At 38.8% G+C, this 19,438-nt stretch carries 7 protein-coding genes and 5 pseudogenes; all 12 read left to right on the top strand.

Translation table 11 applies throughout. The features are described 5' to 3' along the window. Positions 1 to 112 precede the first annotated feature (112 nt). The 12 genes and pseudogenes from glmS (at position 113) to carB (ending at position 19,423) form a co-directional block, all read left to right on the top strand. On the top strand, positions 113 to 1,918 hold the full coding sequence (glmS, locus tag LEUFL_RS0104240; RefSeq protein ID WP_010007701.1) for a glutamine--fructose-6-phosphate transaminase (isomerizing): 1,806 nt from the start codon (positions 113 to 115) through the stop codon (positions 1,916 to 1,918). Between the two features lie 99 nt (positions 1,919 to 2,017). Further along, positions 2,018 to 2,795: pseudogene (gene uppS / locus LEUFL_RS11450) on the top strand (undecaprenyl pyrophosphate synthase). Between the two features lie 22 nt (positions 2,796 to 2,817). Beyond that, positions 2,818 to 3,610, top strand: a pseudogene (locus LEUFL_RS11445) (phosphatidate cytidylyltransferase). A 39-nt stretch (positions 3,611 to 3,649) separates the two neighbouring features. Next, positions 3,650 to 4,896: pseudogene (gene rseP / locus LEUFL_RS11440) on the top strand (RIP metalloprotease RseP). 42 nt (positions 4,897 to 4,938) lie between these two features. Then, on the top strand, positions 4,939 to 6,657 hold the full coding sequence (locus LEUFL_RS0104220; protein WP_010007694.1) for a proline--tRNA ligase: 1,719 nt from the start codon (positions 4,939 to 4,941) through the stop codon (positions 6,655 to 6,657). A gap of 86 nt (positions 6,658 to 6,743) precedes the next feature. After that, a pseudogene (locus LEUFL_RS11435) lies at positions 6,744 to 11,053 on the top strand (PolC-type DNA polymerase III). A gap of 37 nt (positions 11,054 to 11,090) precedes the next feature. After that, positions 11,091 to 11,506: pseudogene (locus LEUFL_RS11430) on the top strand (phosphate-starvation-inducible protein PsiE). Positions 11,507 to 11,765: 259 nt separating this feature from the next. Beyond that, the gene (locus LEUFL_RS0104205) at positions 11,766 to 12,719 is read left to right on the top strand and encodes a ketopantoate reductase family protein (RefSeq protein ID WP_010007693.1); all 954 of its coding nucleotides are present in this window, start codon (positions 11,766 to 11,768) and stop codon (positions 12,717 to 12,719) included. 183 nt (positions 12,720 to 12,902) lie between these two features. After that, entirely contained in the window at positions 12,903 to 13,823 is a 921-nt protein-coding gene (locus LEUFL_RS0104200) for an aspartate carbamoyltransferase catalytic subunit (protein ID WP_010007691.1), read from the top strand. 27 nt (positions 13,824 to 13,850) lie between these two features. Next, positions 13,851 to 15,122, top strand: a complete 1,272-nt coding sequence (gene pyrC, locus LEUFL_RS0104195; protein WP_010007687.1) for a dihydroorotase — start codon at positions 13,851 to 13,853, stop codon at positions 15,120 to 15,122. A gap of 20 nt (positions 15,123 to 15,142) precedes the next feature. Then, positions 15,143 to 16,216, top strand: coding sequence for a glutamine-hydrolyzing carbamoyl-phosphate synthase small subunit (carA, locus tag LEUFL_RS0104190; RefSeq protein ID WP_010007686.1), 1,074 nt, complete (start codon positions 15,143 to 15,145; stop codon positions 16,214 to 16,216). 27 nt (positions 16,217 to 16,243) lie between these two features. Beyond that, complete coding sequence (carB, locus tag LEUFL_RS0104185; protein ID WP_010007685.1) at positions 16,244 to 19,423, top strand: carbamoyl-phosphate synthase large subunit; 3,180 nt, start codon at positions 16,244 to 16,246, stop codon at positions 19,421 to 19,423. Positions 19,424 to 19,438 lie beyond the last annotated feature (15 nt).

Below are 19,438 nucleotides of genomic sequence, written 5' to 3'. Positions count from 1 at the left end.
TGATGTCTATACCAATTTAGATTTTTTATTTTGACATCATGTTATTTGTCTTATACAATAGGCATTGTTAGATTTTAAAATAACATACCAATTAAAAACGAGGTATCAATATATGTGTGGAATTGTTGGCGCTACAAGTGTAAGCGAAGTATTACCAATTTTATTAAAAGGGTTAGAAAAGCTAGAGTATCGTGGCTATGATTCAGCTGGTGTCTATGTCAATTACAGTGAATCAAAAGATTATCTTATCAAGGCAAAGGGACGTGTATCTGCATTAGAAGAAGAGACCAGTAAAGTAGAGATTCATGGTACATCAGGTATTGCACATACACGATGGGCAACACATGGTGGTGTTACTGTTGAAAATGCGCATCCCCATAAAAGTGAAGATGGCCGTTTCTATCTTGTGCACAACGGCGTCATTGAAAATTATGAAGCACTACGTGACACATACTTACAAGGTGTTACATTACAATCTCAGACTGATACTGAAGTTGCCGTGCAATTAATCGACAAATTTGCCAAGGACAACCAACTAAATGCACTTGAAGCTTTGCGTATGATGATTAGCAAATTAGATGGCAATTCGGCTTATGGCTTTTTGCTAATGGATCGTCAAGAACCTGGTATTATGTATGCTGCAAAACGTAAAAGTCCATTACTCATCGGTGTTTCAGAGGGGACAAATGTTGTCACTAGTGATGCAACTGCTGTTTTGGATATTACCCATGACTTCATTGAATTAATTGATGGTGAAGTTGCTATTGTATCTAAAGATAAAGTTACATTGTTAAATGAAGCTGGTGAAACCATTGTGCGTGCACCATATCATTTAGATATTGATGAATCTGCAACGGATAAAGGCGTTTATCCTTACTATATGCTAAAAGAAATTGATGAACAGGCCATTGTAGCGCATACATTGGCCCAACATTATTTCGATGAAGCTGGACAGATTATTAATATTGATGCCGATATTATTAGTCAAATCAAACGGGCGGATCGTTTGTACATTGTAGCAGCTGGTACTTCATATCATGCGGGTTTGGTTGGTAAGCGTTATTTTGAACAGTGGACACATACACCAACAGAAGTACATATTGCTTCTGAATTTGCTTATGATCAGCCATTACTTAGCGAGAATCCGTTCTTTATCTTCTTGAGTCAATCTGGAGAAACAGCCGATTCACGTGAGGTATTACAAAATATTAAGGCGCAACAATTCCCTACATTAACGATTGCTAATGTTATGAACTCAACGTTAACACGTGAAGCAGACTTTGCTTTACCGTTGTTGGCTGGTCCTGAAATTGCAGTAGCTTCAACTAAAGCTTATACTGCGCAAATTATTGTACAAGTCATTTTGGCACATGCCGTTGAAAATTCTGGTTTAGATTTGAAAGAAGAGTTAGCTAAACTTGCCATTGATATGCAAACAATTATTGATGATAAGGAAATTTTCAAGACAATTGCTGAAGAAGCATTAGATGGCCAACGTTCAGCATTCTATATTGGCCGTGGATTGGATGCTGCCGTTGCAATGGAAGCTGCATTAAAGTTAAAAGAGATTTCTTATGTGCAAACAGAAGGTTTCGCTGCTGGTGAGTTGAAACACGGTACAATTTCACTAATTGAAGATGCAACACCGGTATTTGGTCTGATTACGCAAAGTAAAACGGCTGGACTAGTACGTGGTAATATCGAAGAAACTAAGGCACGTGGCGCTAACGCTATTGTTTTGGCAACGCAAAGCTTGTCTAGACCAGGTGACGATTATGTACTACCTGATGTAAACGAATTATTGGCACCGGTATTGAGTGTGATACCTGCGCAGCTGATTGCTTATTATTCTACTTTGGCACGCGGCTTGGATGTTGATCGTCCAAGAAATTTGGCCAAATCAGTAACAGTGCAATAAACATTAAGTTAGAAAATGTAATAGGAGTGTGGTCTCTTATTACATTTTTTTGTTGTTCATCTGTTTATTTGGTAAAATAGATTAGATAATTGTGTAAAAATGGCCATTAAGGAGGAAAGCGTTTTGGCGCTTTTTAATTCAAATAGTGATACGGACAGTGTCGCGCTCAAAATTCCCAATCACATTGCTGTCATTATGGATGGTAATGGTAGATGGGCGAAAAAACGCTTTATGCCCCGTGTTGCAGGGCATAAAGCAGGTATGAATACAGTAAAACGTATTGCAATTGCTGCACAAAAATTAGGTGTTAAAGTTTTAACGCTTTACGCTTTTTCAACTGAGAATTGGTTACGTCCAACGGATGAAGTCAGCTTTTTAATGCAGCTGCCTATTGATTTTTAATGATTTTGTTCCTGATTTGGTAAAGAATGATGTCCGTGTTGAAGTAATGGGAGACATAGATGCTCTACCAAGTAATACACAAAAAGCAGTACGTCGGGCGATTACATTAACGCGCGAGTGCCAATCGATGGTTTTGAACTTTGCTTTAAATTATGGTGGTCAACAAGAGATTGTTAATGCGACCAGACAAATTGCAACTTTAGTTCAAAGCGGGCAATTAGCAGTTGAGGACATTGATAAGCAGGCGATTGAATCAGTGTTAGCGACACATCAATTGGGAGAATATGCAATGCCTGATTTGATGATTCGAACATCTGGTGAATTACGTACAAGTAATTTTATGCCTTATCAGTTAGCGTATTCTGAATTATATTTTACTGATAAGTTTTGGCCAGATTTTACTGATGATGATTTAAAAACAGCGGTTTTGGCTTATACCAAACGCGATCGTCGATTTGGTGGCTTGAAAAAATAATAGAGACAGAGGGCAGTATGAAATGAAAGTTCGCGTGATTACAGCGATTGTAGCGTTGATTATATTTATTCCAATTTTATTATTGGGTGGTAATACATTACTTATCTTAAGTTTATTGTTAGGTATTGTTGGTATTAGTGAATTTTTACGGATGAAGCATCGTTTTTTGTTTCCACAGAAGCATGGATTAGTTTTTTAGGTGTTATTGTCTTGATTTTACCGCGTAATTTCTGGCACCATATTCCGTTAATTCAAAGTTCTCATATTGTTTTTATTTCTTGGCTTTTTTGCTTTTATTACACACAGTCTTTAGTCGAAATCGTTTTAATTTTGATGATGCTGGCGCGCTAGCATTAGCTACCTTATACGTTGGCACGGGCTTTCATTACTTCGTACAAGCACGCGCCGTCGGCTTGGCTGTTATTATGTTTGGCTTGCTGATTGTTTGGCTAACCGATTCTGGCGCCTATATGGTCGGTCGTGCCATTGGGAAACATAAATTAGCGCCCAAAATCAGTCCCAATAAAACATGGGAAGGGTCAATTGGTGGCAGTATTGTTGCTGTTATTGTTGTCTCTGGATTATTTACTATTTTTAATTGGTTACCACAATATCACTTCTTTGAATTGTTAGTATTGGCTTTGTTGTTATCAATTGCTGGACAAATGGGTGACTTAATTGAATCAGGTTTTAAACGTCATTATGGTGTCAAAGATTCTGGTAATATTTTACCAGGCCATGGTGGTATTTTGGACCGATTCGATTCAATGTTAGTTGTCATGCCCTTGATGGCAATTTTAGGTATGCTAAGCTAATGATATGATATTTTTAAATCACTATGATAAGGAGAAAAAATGACCTCTATCATTGCCTTTATTTTGTTTTTGGTGTCTTGGTCACTGTTCATGAATTTGGACATTTTATTGCAGCCAAACGAGCTGGCGTGCTTGTTCGAGAATTTTCCATTGGTATGGGACCCAAAATCTTACGTTTTAATCGGCATCACACAGCCTATACAATACGTATCCTACCAGTTGGTGGATATGTACGTATGGCTGGCATGGACGAGGAAGCGGATTTAGAGCCTGGACAACGTGTACGTTTATTAACTAATGAGAATAATGTTGTCACACAAATTGACACGCAGGTCGACGTAGCGGGACAAGGAATTGCCTTTAATGTTGACCATGCTGATTTGGTTGATGATTTGGTACTTGTTGGTTACTTAGAAAATGATGATGCCATGCATCGTATGCGCGTCGATCGTGAAGCAACAATCATTGAAAAAGATGGTACAACACTTCAAGTTGCACCAAGAGAGACATGGTTTCAAAGTGCTAAAGTTTGGAAAAGAATGGTCATTAATATTGCCGGTCCTTTGATGAATTTTATTTTAGCGCTTATCGTTTTTTCGGGATTGGGCTTTACGTTACCGGCAGTTAATTTAAATGAACCGATTGTTGGTCATGTACAAGATAATATGCCAGCTAAAAGCGCTGGCCTCAAAACAGGTGATCGGATTACTGCGATTAATGACACGAAGATTAATGAGTGGGCTGATATTGCGAATGCGATTTCGACGAACCAAGGTGAAACAGTTAATGTCAAAGTATCAAGACAAGAGCAGCAACGAAATTTTAAATTAACACCTAAAACCATTTCTGAAAATGGACAAGAGACACATTTGCTTGGTATTGAAATCCAAATGCACAAGGATTTTAATTCACGATTGAAATATGGTTTTGTTCAGACGCTTGATACAACAAAAAGGGTGTTATATGCTTTATCACATTTGTTTGTTGGTGGCTTTAGCTTAGATAAATTGGGCGGCCCAGTGTCAATTGCTAAAGCAACTTCTAGCGTTGCTCAAACAGGATTTATCAATATTTTAGGGTTTATGGCATTGTTATCTATTAATTTGGGCATCATGAATTTACTTCCAATTCCTGCACTGGATGGTGGTAAAATCATATTGAATTTATTAGAGTTAATAAGGCGTAAGCCACTACCAGCATCGTTTGAAACGGGCGTAACGATTGTTGGTGCTATCTTTATGGTTTTGCTAATGCTCGCCGTGACGGTTAATGATATTTTACGCTAAGTTATTGTATGTAGAGATGAGTTCAAATAGAAAGAGAAAACAATGAAACAGTCAAAATTATTAATGCCAACTTTAAGGGAAGTACCGGCTGATGCTGAAGTGCGCAGTCATGCATTACTTTTAAAGGCGGGATATATCCGTCCAGTTGCAGCAGGTATGTTTTCATATCTACCATTAGCACAACGTGTTTTAAATAAAATTGAAGCCATTGTTCGCGAAGAAATGGCTAAAATTGATGCTAACGAAATGAGCGTACCAGAAATTTTACCCGCTGAATTATGGCAAGAATCTGGCCGCTATGCGACATATGGTCCAGCGCTTTATAAATTTAAAAATCGTCAAAATCGTGATTTTATATTAGGGCCAACGCACGAAGAAACCTTTACACAACTTATGCGTGATGACATAAAGTCATACAAGAAGTTGCCGTTGTTGGTTTATCAAATTCAAGCAAAGTTCCGTGATGAAAATCGACCACGTTTTGGTCTCTTGCGTACGCGCGAATTTATTATGAAGGATGCTTATTCATTTAGTGCCGATCAAGAAGGACTGGACGATGCTTATCGCGCTATGGAACAAGCTTATACGAATATTTTTGATCGTGTTGGCTTGACATATCGTGCAATTGTTGGTGATGCCGGTGCCATGGGTGGTTCTGATTCAAAAGAATTTTCAGCACCAGCTGATGCTGGTGAAGACATTATCGCTTATTCCGATGCTACTGACTATGCAGCAAATTTGGAAATGGCCAAAGACTTTTATGAGCGTCAAACTAGTGACGAGGCACCATTAGACTTAGTGACATTAGAGACACCAAATGTTAAATCAATTGAAGAATTGGCTGAATTTATTGATCAACCAGCAACTGAATTGGTAAAAACGATGTTATTTATGGCAGATGAGAATCAGCCAGTAGCAGTAGTGGTTCGTGGTGACTTTGAAGTTAACGATGTGAAGGTGCAAAATTTCTTAAAGGCAGATAGCCTTGAATTGGCGACCGACGAACAAGCAGCAGCAGTACTAGGTGCGCATTTTGGCTCATTGGGTCCGGTTGGCTTGCCAGAAAATGTTCGCTTGCTAGTGGATGAACGTGCAGCAGATATGGCAAACTTTACAGCTGGTGCTAATCATGATGATCAGCATCTGTCACATATTAATTGGCAACGTGATGTGACTTTACCTGAAGAGAATGTTGGCGACTTCCGTGTAGCGCGTGAAGGTGATCTATCGGTTGATGGCAAAGGTAAACTTGTTTTCACCAAGGGTATTGAAATTGGACATATTTTCAAGTTGGGCACACGATATTCTGAAGCTCTGGGTGCACAAGTATTGGATAAAAATGGCCGCCAAACAGATATGATCATGGGGTCTTATGGTATTGGTATTTCTCGTTTGCTAAGTGCTATTAGCGAACAGAAAGCTGATGAAGATGGTCTTGTGTGGCCAACAAGTGTTGCCCCATTTGATGTTCACATTGTGCCTATTAATTTGAAGGATACTGAGCAAGCACGTGTAACGCGTCAATTAGAATCGGAATTTCTAGCACAAGGGTTAGAAGTGCTTGTAGATGATCGTAAAGAACGTGCAGGTGTTAAGTTCGCGGATGCTGATTTAATTGGGTTGCCTATCCGTATAACAGTTGGTAAAAAGGCAGAAGAAGATATTGTTGAAGTCAAAGTTCGCGCAAGTAACACGAATATTGAAATGCGTGTGAGCGAAGTTGTAGACTCCGTAGCAGTGTTACTTCATGATGAAAATTAATATTATTTTCTGGTAAAATGATATTAACCACTAAAAGTCGGTTCGTTTGGATACGGCTTTTTGTTTGAAAGTATTTGAGGGCGACAATGTCATTAACACAACAAGAACAACTTAATCAGTTAATACAACAAATTGATTTACCTGAGGAAATACGACCAGATTTTCAAGAAGGATATATTGAACGGGTCGATGTATCACCAGTAAACAAGACCTGGTCTTTTGTAATACATCTGACAACATTTTTACCTGCTAATACATTTTTACAATTTGAACAATATCTTAAACAGAGTTTTACTCAAATTGCACAGGTACATATTCAAATTGAAACTGTATCAGAGACAATAGCTGAGCATGATATAACAGACTATTGGCACATTGCTTTGGACAAGATGGGTGTGAGTCATGCAATTGCTCATCAATTAACCAATAATACTTTGTTAAAATTAGCGCAACATGATGTCACAATTGGTGTTGGTGCGACAATTTTATATCAGAATTTAACACATGATTTACTGCATAATCTGACTAATATTTATCAGGAATTTGGTTTCCCGCAGCTTAATTTTACGGCAACACTCGATGAAGCGTTGGCCGCACAGATCCATGATAGCGTTGCCCAACATCACGAAAAAGTACAACAGGATGTTCAAAAGGCGATTGAAGCCAATAAACAATCTAAACCAAAAAAGTCCAATGATGGGACAGCTTTAACACTTGGCAAGAAAATTTCTATTGATACGGATATCAAGCAATTAGTAGACATTGTAGATGAAGAAAAGTTAGTTGTGGTTGAAGGCTATATTTTTGCTCAAGAGATTCGTGAGTTGCGTTCTGGTAGAAAGTTGTTAACGATTAAATTAACCGATTATTCGAGTTCAATTTCAGCTAAGAAATTTTCTAATAACGAAAATGATGAAGCAGTATTTGAAAATATTCAAAAAGGAATGTGGGTACGTCTGAGAGGAAACATTCAAGAAGATCAATATCAACGCGAGCTTGCCTTGAACATTTATGATTTGCAAGTTGTTGATCATCAAGAACGTCAAGAGCCTTATGATGGAGAAACGAAGCGAGTTGAGTTGCATGTGCATTCTAATATGTCAGCGATGGATGCAGTAACGGATTATGCAAAGGTAGCTCAACTTGCTAAAAGCTGGGGAGATACAGCTTTGGCGATTACGGATACTGGTAACGTACAAGGATTTCCTGAGGCGGTAGCGGCTGGTAAGAAAACCGGTATGAAAATGATTTACGGTATGGAGGCTAACTTAGTAGAAGATGGTGAACCAATTGCCTTTAATTTAGCGCCAGTTTCGTTATTAGATGCGGACACTATTTATGTTGCGTTTGATTTAGAAACAACCGGTTTATCAGCAGTTAGTGATCATATTATTGAATTATCAGCAGTTAAAATGCAACTCGGTAACGTTATTGATAAGTTCTCAGAATATATTAATCCTGGTTTTCCGTTGAGTGAATTCACCATTAATCTGACTTCCATAACGGATACAATGGTAGCCAATGCAGATCCTGAGGAAACAACACTGAATCGCTTTCGAGAATGGTGTGGCGATGCAATTCTAGTCGGGCATAACGTAACTTTTGATGTTGGTTTTATGAATGCAGGTTATGCCCGCTATCACCAAGAACCACTCGCTAATCCAGTCATTGATACACTGCCACTAACGCGTTGGTTATACCCCGATTATAGAAGTTATCGTTTGGGGACCATTGCTAAAAAGTTTAATATCAACTTGGAGCAAGCGCACCGAGCAATATTTGATTCGGAAACAACAGGACACATTGCTTGGCGTGAAATAAAAGAAGTCAAAGAACGTTTTGATATCCAATCTCATGATCAACTGAATGACCATATGACTGATGGTCATGCTTGGAAACACGGCCGACCGGTACATGCAACGTTACTTGTTCAAAATGAAACTGGTTTAAAGAATCTATACAAACTCGTTTCTCGATCTAACGTTGAATTTTTTAATCGGGTGCCAAGAATTCCAAGATCTATTTTAAATCAGTATCGTGACGGTTTAATTGTTGGATCTGGTGATACGGGTGGTGAAGTTATTGTCACTTTAATTGAAAAAGGACGAGCTGAAGCAGAAAAAAGGCACAGTATTATGATTATTTAGAAATACAGCCAACTGCTAACTATGCACCAATGCTGGAGAGTCAATTAATTGCTTCTCCAGAAGCCTTGCAAAGTATTTTGAAGGATATGATTAGTCTCGGTCATGATTTAGATAAGCCGGTTGTTGTAACTGGCGATGTTAAATATACCAATCCTGAAGATAAAATTTATCGTCAGATATTATTAGCAACGCAACCAGGAAATCCACAAAATCGAACAGAGTTACCCGATAATTACTTTAAAACAACGCAAGAATTATTAGACGACTTTAGTTTTCTTGGTGAAGCTTTAGCACGCGAAGTCGTCATTGATAATACGCATGTGATTGCAAATCGATTAGAAGCTATCATGCCATTAAAAGATGGTTCTTATCCGCCTAATATTCCAGGTGCCGATGAAGAGTTGAGGCAGATGACGTTGCAAACAGCAAAAGAATGGTATGGCGAACCAATTCCAGAATTGATACAGGCTAGAATTGATAAAGAGTTGAAGGCGATTATTGGTAATGGCTTTGCACCGCACTATATTATTTCGCAGCGTTTAGTGTCTAAGTCTAACAAAGACGGCTATTTGGTAGGCTCACGAGGTTCAGTGGGTTCGTCATTTGTTGCGACAATGGTTGGTATCACTGAAGTAAATCCTTTACCACCACATTATCGCTCTGTACATGGTGATTATCTTGAATTTGTTGATCCAAAAGAATATGAATCAGGTTATGATTTACCAGAAAAAGAGGATCCTAATCATTCAGGCGAATTTTTAATTGGGGATGGCCAAAATATCCCTTTCGAAACGTTTATGGGATTTACCGGAAACAAAGTGCCAGATATTGATTTGAATTTTTCGGGTGACTATCAACCATTAGCGCATAATTATATGAAAGTATTATTTGGTGAGCATAATGTTTATCGTGCCGGAACGATTGCGACAGTTGCTGAAAAGACAGCTTTTGGATACGTTAAAGGTTATGAACGCGATCATGAAGTAAACTATCGTGGGACTGAAGAAGAGCGTTTGGCTGCAGGGGTGACCGGAATTAAGCGAACCACTGGACAACATCCGGGTGGAATCTTAATTGTTCCCAGAGAATATGAAATTTATGATTTTACACCAGTCCAATATCCAGCTGATGATCAAAAGTCATTATGGCAAACAACTCACATGGATTATCATTCTATTCATGATAATTTATTAAAAATGGATATTTTGGGACATGATGATCCGACAATGATTCGAACATTAAAAGATATGACGGGTATTGATCCTAAAACGATACCAGCTAGTGATCCTGGCGTGATGAGCTTATTTACGTCAACAGAAGCATTAGGCGTGACACCAGAGCAAATATTTTCCAAAACCGGTACCTTGGGTCTACCAGAATTTGGTACTAATTTTGTTCGGGGCATGTTAGAGGAAACACAACCACATAGTTATTCAGAGTTGCTTCAAATTTCAGGATTATCTCATGGAACCGATGTGTGGTTGGGGAATGCTAATGAACTGATTCATAATGGTACAGCCACAATTGGTACAGTGATTGGAACGCGTGATAAAATCATGACGGATTTAATTAACTGGGGTATTGAATCAGCTGATGCCTTCAATATTATGGAAAAGGTGCGTAAAGGAAAAGGCATTACAGATGAATATCAAAAGGTATTGCGTGACGGTGGCATTCCGGAATGGTATATTCAATCTATGCTCAAAATTAAATATATGTTTCCACGTGCGCACGCGGCAGCCTATGTTTTGATGGCCTTGAGAATTGCTTATTTCAAAGTATATATGCCAACAATTTATTACGCAGCTTACTTCTCAGTGCGTGCTTCGATGTTTGATATTGAGGCAATGAGCCGTGGAAAGGAAACTACTAAGGCAGCATTGCAAAAGATTAAGTCATTAGGTAATGAAGGAACGGCTAAAGATAAAGAGACACAAACCGTACTTGAAATGGCGAATGAAGCGTTAGAACGTGGTATTATTTTTGATATGGTTGACTTAGAACGTTCACAGGCAACAGAATGGATTATTGATGGCAATCACTTGGTTGCACCGTTTAATGCAATTCCGGGCTTGGGCGATAACGTTGCTAATCAAATTGTTGCTGCTCGTGCTGAGAAACCGTTTTTGAGTAAGGAAGATTTAAAGAAGCGTGGTAAAGTATCTCAAACAATCATTGAATTCCTAACACAAAATAGTGCGCTAGATGGTATGCCAGATGAAAATCAATTGAGCCTATTTGACTTCTAAATGTATTGAATCGCATTGGAAATGAGGACATTAAGTTATGAAACATGAATGGCATCAACGTGTTGCACATTATATTGAGTATGTACTTAACGTTGCAATTTTAATTATTGGTATTATTATCTTCGGGTTTTTAATTAGAGAAATCATCAGTTTAGCACAACTCCTCACTGTTGCAAACATCAGAACGCACTTTACTGAAATTACAGAAGTAACCCTAGCTGTTTTTTGTTTTTTGAGTTTATGAGTTTGGTACGTGAATATTTTGTTAAAGATGCCCATATTTCTATGGAAAGTTTTCTTTATATTGGTGTCACAGCACTTATCCGTGCGATTTTGGTTTATCATGATCAGACAAATAAAACATTATTATTAGCGATTGCTATTTTCTTCTTAGTTATGGCATTAACATTTTACCGTTATTTCAGATCATTGATAAAAACTAAATCAAATTAATCTCATCTTATTTGATTTTTATTTATTACTTTTAATAAGTTAACCACCAGCAAATGCAATAGCTGGTGGCTTTTTAGTATGTTTTTAATTAAATAACTGCAAAATATACTCATTAAATTAATTTTTTGCCATTTTATTCACAACGTTTTAAAAGGTAGTACACGTATAAATGTGGTAATCTGAATTTAAAGTTAATTTTTATATAGGAGATAAAATGTATGACAGAATATGTCTCTGAATACATTGTTGAATCAATATGATGAAAATAGCAATTGCTGGTTTTGGTGCGCTAGGTTCCCGTGTAGGTATTAAATTGCAAAAAGCTGGTCATGAAGTGACTGGTATCGATGGATGGCCTGCACATATTGCTGCGATTAATACAAAGGGATTGAAAGTAGTCAATGATGCTGGCGAGTCAAAACGGTATTTCATGCCGGTCGTAACGCCCAAAGAGATTCATGGTACGTTTGACCTAATTATTTTACTCACTAAAACACCACAATTAAATCAAATGCTAACTGATATTGCCCATATCATTACGCCACAAACGAAGTTGTTAGTATTATCTAATGGATTAGGAAATATTGAAGTTATACAAAAACACGTTGATCGGGAACAGATATATGCCGGTGTAACTTTGTGGACTTCTAGTCTAGCAGCGCCAGGAGAAATTCATGTAACAGGTACTGGGTCAATTCGCTTACAGGCTATCGGTGGTGGAGATGCGGAAGATATTATCACCGCTTTAAATCAAGGAGAGCTTAATGCTGAATTATCTCGGGATGTGATGACTGATATTTGGCGAAAAGCCGGTATTAATGCCGTTTTGAATCCATTGTCTGTATTGTTAGATGCCAGCATTGCTGAATTTGGTACAGCTGGAAACCAAATGGAATTATCATTGGGCATCCTAAATGAGATTAAAGCTGTAGGAGAAGCAGTCGGCATTCGTGTCGATGTACAAGATATTATGGATACATTGGCTGAGCTCCTAAAACCAGAAGTTGCTGGTGCACACTATCCGTCAATGTATCAAGATATACAGGGTGCTAAGCGAACAGAAATTGATTTTCTAAATGGCTACTTTGCCAAATTGGGTGCGCAACATCAAATTTCAATGCCAATTAATAGCTTAATAACGCAATTAATTCATGCAAAAGAAGATATTGTTCGTGTAAAGCAAGCTAAAACGCAAGAAACTTTTGAGTTATAAGTTTGCGTCAGCGCTTTAAAAAATGGTATCATACTTTAAAATAAATAGAACCTTTAATTGGGTCCAGAGAGGCCTGCAAGGAAACGATATAATTGAAGTCGGGGATAGTGTATTCTCCGTACCTATTTTTACGGAACCGAGCAGGCTGTGAGCTGCTCGGTTTTTTGTATAAAGAAGGTATATATGCATAACTTATTGAATATAAATTCATTATCATCTGATATCGTGTTAGGATTAATTCAGCGGTCATTAGCATTGAAGCGTGGTGCGCAACCACATGCTAAGTCATTGACTGTTGCCAATTTATTTTTTGAAAATTCAACCCGAACACATAGTAGTTTTCAAATGGCAGAGTTGAAACTTGGGTGGCAAAATATATTTGTTAATCCACAAACGAGTTCAATGACCAAAGGTGAAAGTTTATTAGATACTTTAAAGACCCTGAAAGCCATTGGTGTGGATGTGGCAGTTGTTCGTCACTCTCAAAATGCTTGGTACACAACGGCATTACAAAATAGTGGGCAACCAACACCATATCTTGTCAATGCGGGTGATGGTAGTGGTCAACATCCGTCACAAAGTCTGTTGGATCTTGTTACAATTTATGAACAGTTTGGTCACTTTGACGGGTTAAATATTCGAATTGTTGGTGACTTAGCGCACTCACGAGTAGCCAGATCTAATGCTGAAATATTAAACCAATTGGGTGCTAATTTAACATTTAGTGGACCAGAATATTGGTATCATGATGATTTTAATCAATATGGTCAATTTGTTGCTATTGATGACATGTGGGAATCGTTAGATGTTGCAATGTTTTTACGAGTACAACACGAACGCATCACACAAGTTGAAAACCAAAACTTTTCAACAGCACAATACCATCAGGCATACGGGTTAACACATCAACGATATGATGCATTAAAGTCTGACGCCATTATCCTGCATCCAGCGCCGGTTAATCGTGATGTCGAAATCGCTGATGACTTAGTAGAAGCACCCAAGTCTAAAATTTTTGAACAGATGAAGAATGGGGTATTTGCGCGTATGGCTATTTTAGAGTGGGTAGGACAAGACAGCCGCGTTGATCATTCAGCACGTTAGAGCGAATTGAATTTATAGGAGCGAATCATGTTACTCATTAAAAATGCAAAAATTTTATCAGATAATCAACAAACCATTCAACGTGATATTTTAATCCAAGATGGTACGATTAAAGAAATAGGTGACAATCTATCTGATGTACAAGCAGACGTGTTTGATGCACAAGGTCACTTCCTAACACCAGGTCTGGTTGACGTCCACGTCCATTTCCGCGAACCTGGTTTTGAGTACAAAGAGACTATTCAGACAGGAAGTTTAGCAGCAGCTCGGGGTGGTTTCACAACAGTTATGGCAATGCCAAATCTTAATCCCGTTCCTGATGATCAAGCTAAACTAGCGGCCCAAATAGCGCGTAATCAAGAAAATAGTGTAATCCATGTCGAACAGATTGGCGCAATATCAAAGGATTTAACTGACCATACGATTAACGATATTCAAGGTATGACTGAAGCAGGTGCCATTGCATTCTCAAATGATGGCAAAGGTGTCCAAACAGCAGATACAATGTTGCAAGCGATGACTGCAGCAGCCAAAGCAAAACGCCCACTCATTGCACATTTGGAAGATGATACATTGTTACACGGCGGTGTTATGAATGATGGTGAGGTATCGCAACAGTTAGGTCTACCAGGTATTACAGGTCTTGCGGAAAGTTCACAATTAGCGCGAGATTTAGTCATTGCAAAAGTAACTGGCGTGCATTACCATGTGGCACACATTTCTACTAAAGAGAGTGTGGCATTAGTTCGAATGGCTAAGTCTCAGGGTGTCCATGTGACCGCTGAAGTGTCACCGCATCATTTATTATTAAGTGATGATGCGATTCAAAAAGATGATGCATATTTTAAAATGAACCCACCACTACGTGCGCAAGAGGACCGAGAAGCCCTAATTGCTGGCCTAATAGATGGCACAATTGACATGATTGCAACGGATCATGCACCACATGGTACAGAAGAAAAGCAAAAGTCGTTTGCTGTTGCACCATTTGGTATTACAGGTATCGAGACGAGTTTCCAGTTACTATATACACATTTGGTAAAGTCAGGATTACTATCTCTTGGAACACTGATTGATCGGATGTTGATTGCACCAGTTAAAGCTTTCCATTTAGACGCACCAACTCAAATTGCGGTGGGTCAGCGAGCAGATTTGGCCTTATTTGATTTAACACATTTGACAACTATTGCAGTGGACGATTTTCTATCTAAAGGTAAGAATACACCTTTCATTGGCTGGCAAGTTTATGGTGAAACACAGGCAACTTGGGTATCAGGTCAACAAGTATATCAACGTTAAAAATAAAAGGAGTACGCGATATGACAACGAAATATTTAGTTTTAGAAAACGGCTCAGTCTATGAGGGAGAAGGGTTTGGTGCGGACAAAGATGTTATCGCCGAATTAGTCTTCAATACAGGAATGTCGGGTTATCAAGAATCCATTACGGACTTATCATATCGTGGCGAAATGATTGTCTTTACCTATCCACTTATCGGCAATTATGGTGTCAATCGTGATGATTTTGAAAGCTTACGTCCAGCAGCGACAGCGATTGTCACGCATGAAGTTGCGCGACGCCCTAGTAATTGGCGAATGATGATGAGCTTGCCAGAATGGGCTGAACAAACGGGAATGCCTGGTATTACAGGCGTTGACACACGTGCACTCACTAAAGAATTACGTGAATATGGTGTGATGAAAGCAGCTTTGGTGAGCGAAGTTACACAAGACGTCTTGGCAAAGTTAAAAGCTTACGCAACGCCTACTGATTTAGTAGCGCATGCAACAACACAAAGTCAGTATCAAAATCCAACTGATGGCGTATCTGTTGCTTTGATTGATTTTGGCCTAAAGAATTCTATTCTACGCGCGCTAGCAAAACGTGGTGTGAATGTCATGGTATTTCCAGCGGATGTTAGTGCTGAAACAGTTTTAGCAGCACATCCTGATGCGGTCTTATTGTCAAATGGCCCCGGCAATCCGCAAAATGTAGCGTATGCAATTCCAATGATTCAGAAATTACAAGAACAGTTACCACTTATGGGCATTTGCTTAGGACATCAACTATTTGCCTTAGCGAACGGGGCACAGACGTTCAAAATGAAGTTTGGTCATCGTGGGTTTAATCATGCGGTACGTCACATTGGCAAAGCACGTTTGGATTTTACTTCACAAAATCATGGCTATGCTGTTGATCGTGAAAGTCTAGCGGACACGTCATTAACTGTCACACATGAAGAAGTAAATGATGGGACTGTCGAAGGGTTAACATTAAAGAATCATCATGCCTTTTCAGTACAATTTCATCCCGATGCTGCGCCAGGTCCGCATGATGCTGAATACATTTTCGATGACTTTTTGAAGATGATTGCAGAGAGCCAAGCCAAGTAAAACAAAAGAAAGTGAGTGCATACTAGAATGCCTAAACGTAATGACATTAAAAAGATATTAGTAATTGGTTCTGGACCAATTGTGATTGGACAAGCTGCTGAATTTGATTATTCAGGTACTCAAGCTGCACTTTCGTTAAAAGAAGAAGGCTATTATGTGATTTTAGTGAATTCTAATCCAGCGACTATCATGACAGATGCTGAGATTGCAGATAAAGTCTATATTGAACCGTTAAGTTTAGATTTCATGGAACGTATTCTTCGTAAAGAACGCCCTGATGCTATCTTACCAACACTTGGCGGACAAACTGGTTTGAACATGGCTAAAGACTTATCTGAAGCAGGTATCTTAGATGCGTTGGGCATTGAATTACTTGGTACGAAGTTATCTGCTATTGAAGAAGCGGAGGATCGTGAAGAATTCAAAGCATTGATGGAGCGACTCAATGAGCCTATTCCAGAGTCAACGATTGCCACAACTTTAGATGAAGCCTTGGCATTTGCTGATCAGCATGGTTATCCTGTGATTGTCCGACCCGCGTATACGTTGGGTGGTACTGGTGGCGGTATTGCAAAAGATCATGTCCAATTAGTTGAAATTGCAACGAACGGATTAGATTTATCACCGGTTACACAGATTTTGGTTGAACGTTCAATTGCTGGTTATAAAGAAATTGAATTTGAAGTAATGAGAGATTCTAGCGATAATGCGCTTGTTGTTGCTTCTATGGAAAATTTTGATCCCGTGGGTATTCATACCGGAGATTCAATTGTTGTTGCGCCAGTACAGACACTTTCTGACCGTGAATTGCAGATGATGCGTGATGCTGCTTTGAAAATTATTCGTGCGCTGAAAATTGAAGGTGGGGTTAATATTCAGATGGCTTTGGATACCCAAAGCTACAAATACTATATCATTGAGGTTAACCCACGAGTAAGTCGCTCATCAGCCTTGGCCTCAAAAGCAACGGGATATCCGATTGCTAAAATGGCTGCTAAAATTGCAGTTGGCTTAACACTTGATGAAATTGTTAATCCAGTGACAGGCACAACAAAAGCTGAATTTGAACCAGCTTTGGACTATGTTGTGGCTAAAATTCCAAGATGGCCATTTGATAAGTTCACTTCAGCCAATCGTCATTTAGGCACGCAAATGAAGGCTACTGGTGAAGTAATGGCCATTGGTCGTAACTTAGAAGAGGCCATATTAAAAGCAGTGCGGTCATTAGAAATCGATGTCATTGGTTTTGATGATATGACTTATCCTGATTTGTCGACGGATGAACTATTAGATATGCTGATGCCAGCACGTGATGATCGTTTGTTTATGATTGCTGACTTATTACGCCGTGGTGTTACTATTGAAACCATACAAGATAAGACAAAAATTAATGACTTTTTCTTAGATAAAATTGCACATATTATTGAAATTGAAAAAGCGTTAGCTGAACATGTTAATGATCTGCCAACACTAAAATATGCTAAAAAGAATGGCTTTGCTGATGTGACAATTGCAAAATTGTGGCACCAAACAGCTGCAGAAATTCGTGATTTTCGTCAATCCGCTGACTGTTTACCTGTCTACAAAATGGTTGACACAGTTGCGGCTGAATTCGATTCAAAAACACCCTATTACTATGCTACTTATGAACAAGAAAACGAGGCTATTGTGAGCCAACGGCCGTCCGTTTTGGTTTTGGGGTCAGGACCAATTCGTATTGGTCAAGGTGTTGAATTTGATTATGCGACAGTACATTCTGTTAAAGCTATTCAACGTGCCGGATACGAAGCCATTGTGATGAATTCTAACCCCGAAACAGTTTCAACAGACTTCTCAATCTCAGATAAACTATATTTTGAGCCACTAACGTTAGAAGATGTTTTAAACGTTACAGAATTAGAAAAGCCAATCGGTGTTGTTGTTCAATTTGGTGGCCAAACAGCCATTAATTTGGCGGAAGATTTGCAAAATGCAGGCGTTAAAATTTTAGGCACAACGGTTGAAGATTTAAATCGCGCTGAAGATAGAGAAGCCTTTGATCAAGTGATTAAGGACTTGAAATTACCACAACCAGTTGGTAAAACAGCAACAACTGTCGCTGAAGCATTAACATCTGCTGATGAAATTGGTTATCCTGTCTTAATTCGACCAAGTTATGTTTTGGGTGGCCGCGCAATGGAAATTGTTGCTAACGATGATGAGCTAAAAGACTACATGCAGCGTGCAGTTAAAGTATCCAATGATCACCCAGTCTTGATTGATTCATACTTGGAAGGACAAGAAGCTGAAGTAGATGTCTTGAGTGATGGTGAAACTGTTGTTATTCCAGGAATTATGGAACATATTGAACGTGCTGGTGTGCATTCTGGTGATTCGATGAGTGTGTATCCACCACAGTACTTATCACAAAAGGTACAAAATGAAATGGTCAATGCTGCTATTAACTTGGCTAAACGGATGCGCACAATTGGGTTGATGAATGTCCAGTTTGTGATTCATCAAAATACTGCTTATGTTATTGAGGTTAATCCGCGTGCATCACGAACAGTACCATTCATTAGTAAGGTCACACATTTGCCACTAGCGCAATTAGCAACACGTGTGATGTTGGGCGAAAAGTTAACTGATATGGGATTGACAACTGGTTTAGTGCCAGAGAGCGATATGGTTCATGTTAAAGCACCAGTATTCTCATTTACGAAGTTACCAGATGTTGATTCATTGCTTGGCCCAGAAATGAAATCAACCGGTGAAGTAATGGGATCCGATAAGACACTGTCAAAAGCATTGTATAAGGCCTTTGTAGCAGCTAATATTAAAGTACCGAAGTATGGTAATGTATTGTTTACAGTTGCAGATTCAGATAAAGCCGAAGCCCTAGAATTGGCTAAGCGCCTCTATGACCTAGGGTTTGCCTTGTTTGCCACTGCGGGAACTGGCGAGTATTTTGGACAAGAGAATCTAGCTGTTACGGTTTTGGATAAAATAGATGAATCTGATAACAATGCTGTGTCGGCAATTCGTTCACAATCTCTACAAGTTGTCATTAATACGGCTGAAGCTGATGAACGCGTTGCTGCTGACGGGCAATTAATTCGAGATGCAGCCATTGAAAATGCGGTGCCATTATTTACTGCACTAGATACTGTCAAAGCATTTATTGACATTTTGGAAAGCCGTAGTTTTTCAGCTGAGGAAATGTCTTAAAAATTAATGAGTGAG

Source organism: Leuconostoc fallax KCTC 3537 (assembly GCF_000165675.1).
In the GTDB taxonomy this organism is placed as follows: Bacteria; Bacillota; Bacilli; order Lactobacillales; family Lactobacillaceae; genus Leuconostoc_B; species Leuconostoc_B fallax.
The sequence above is the reverse complement of the archived record's forward strand: the minus strand, read 5'-3'. Positions and strand labels throughout refer to the sequence as shown.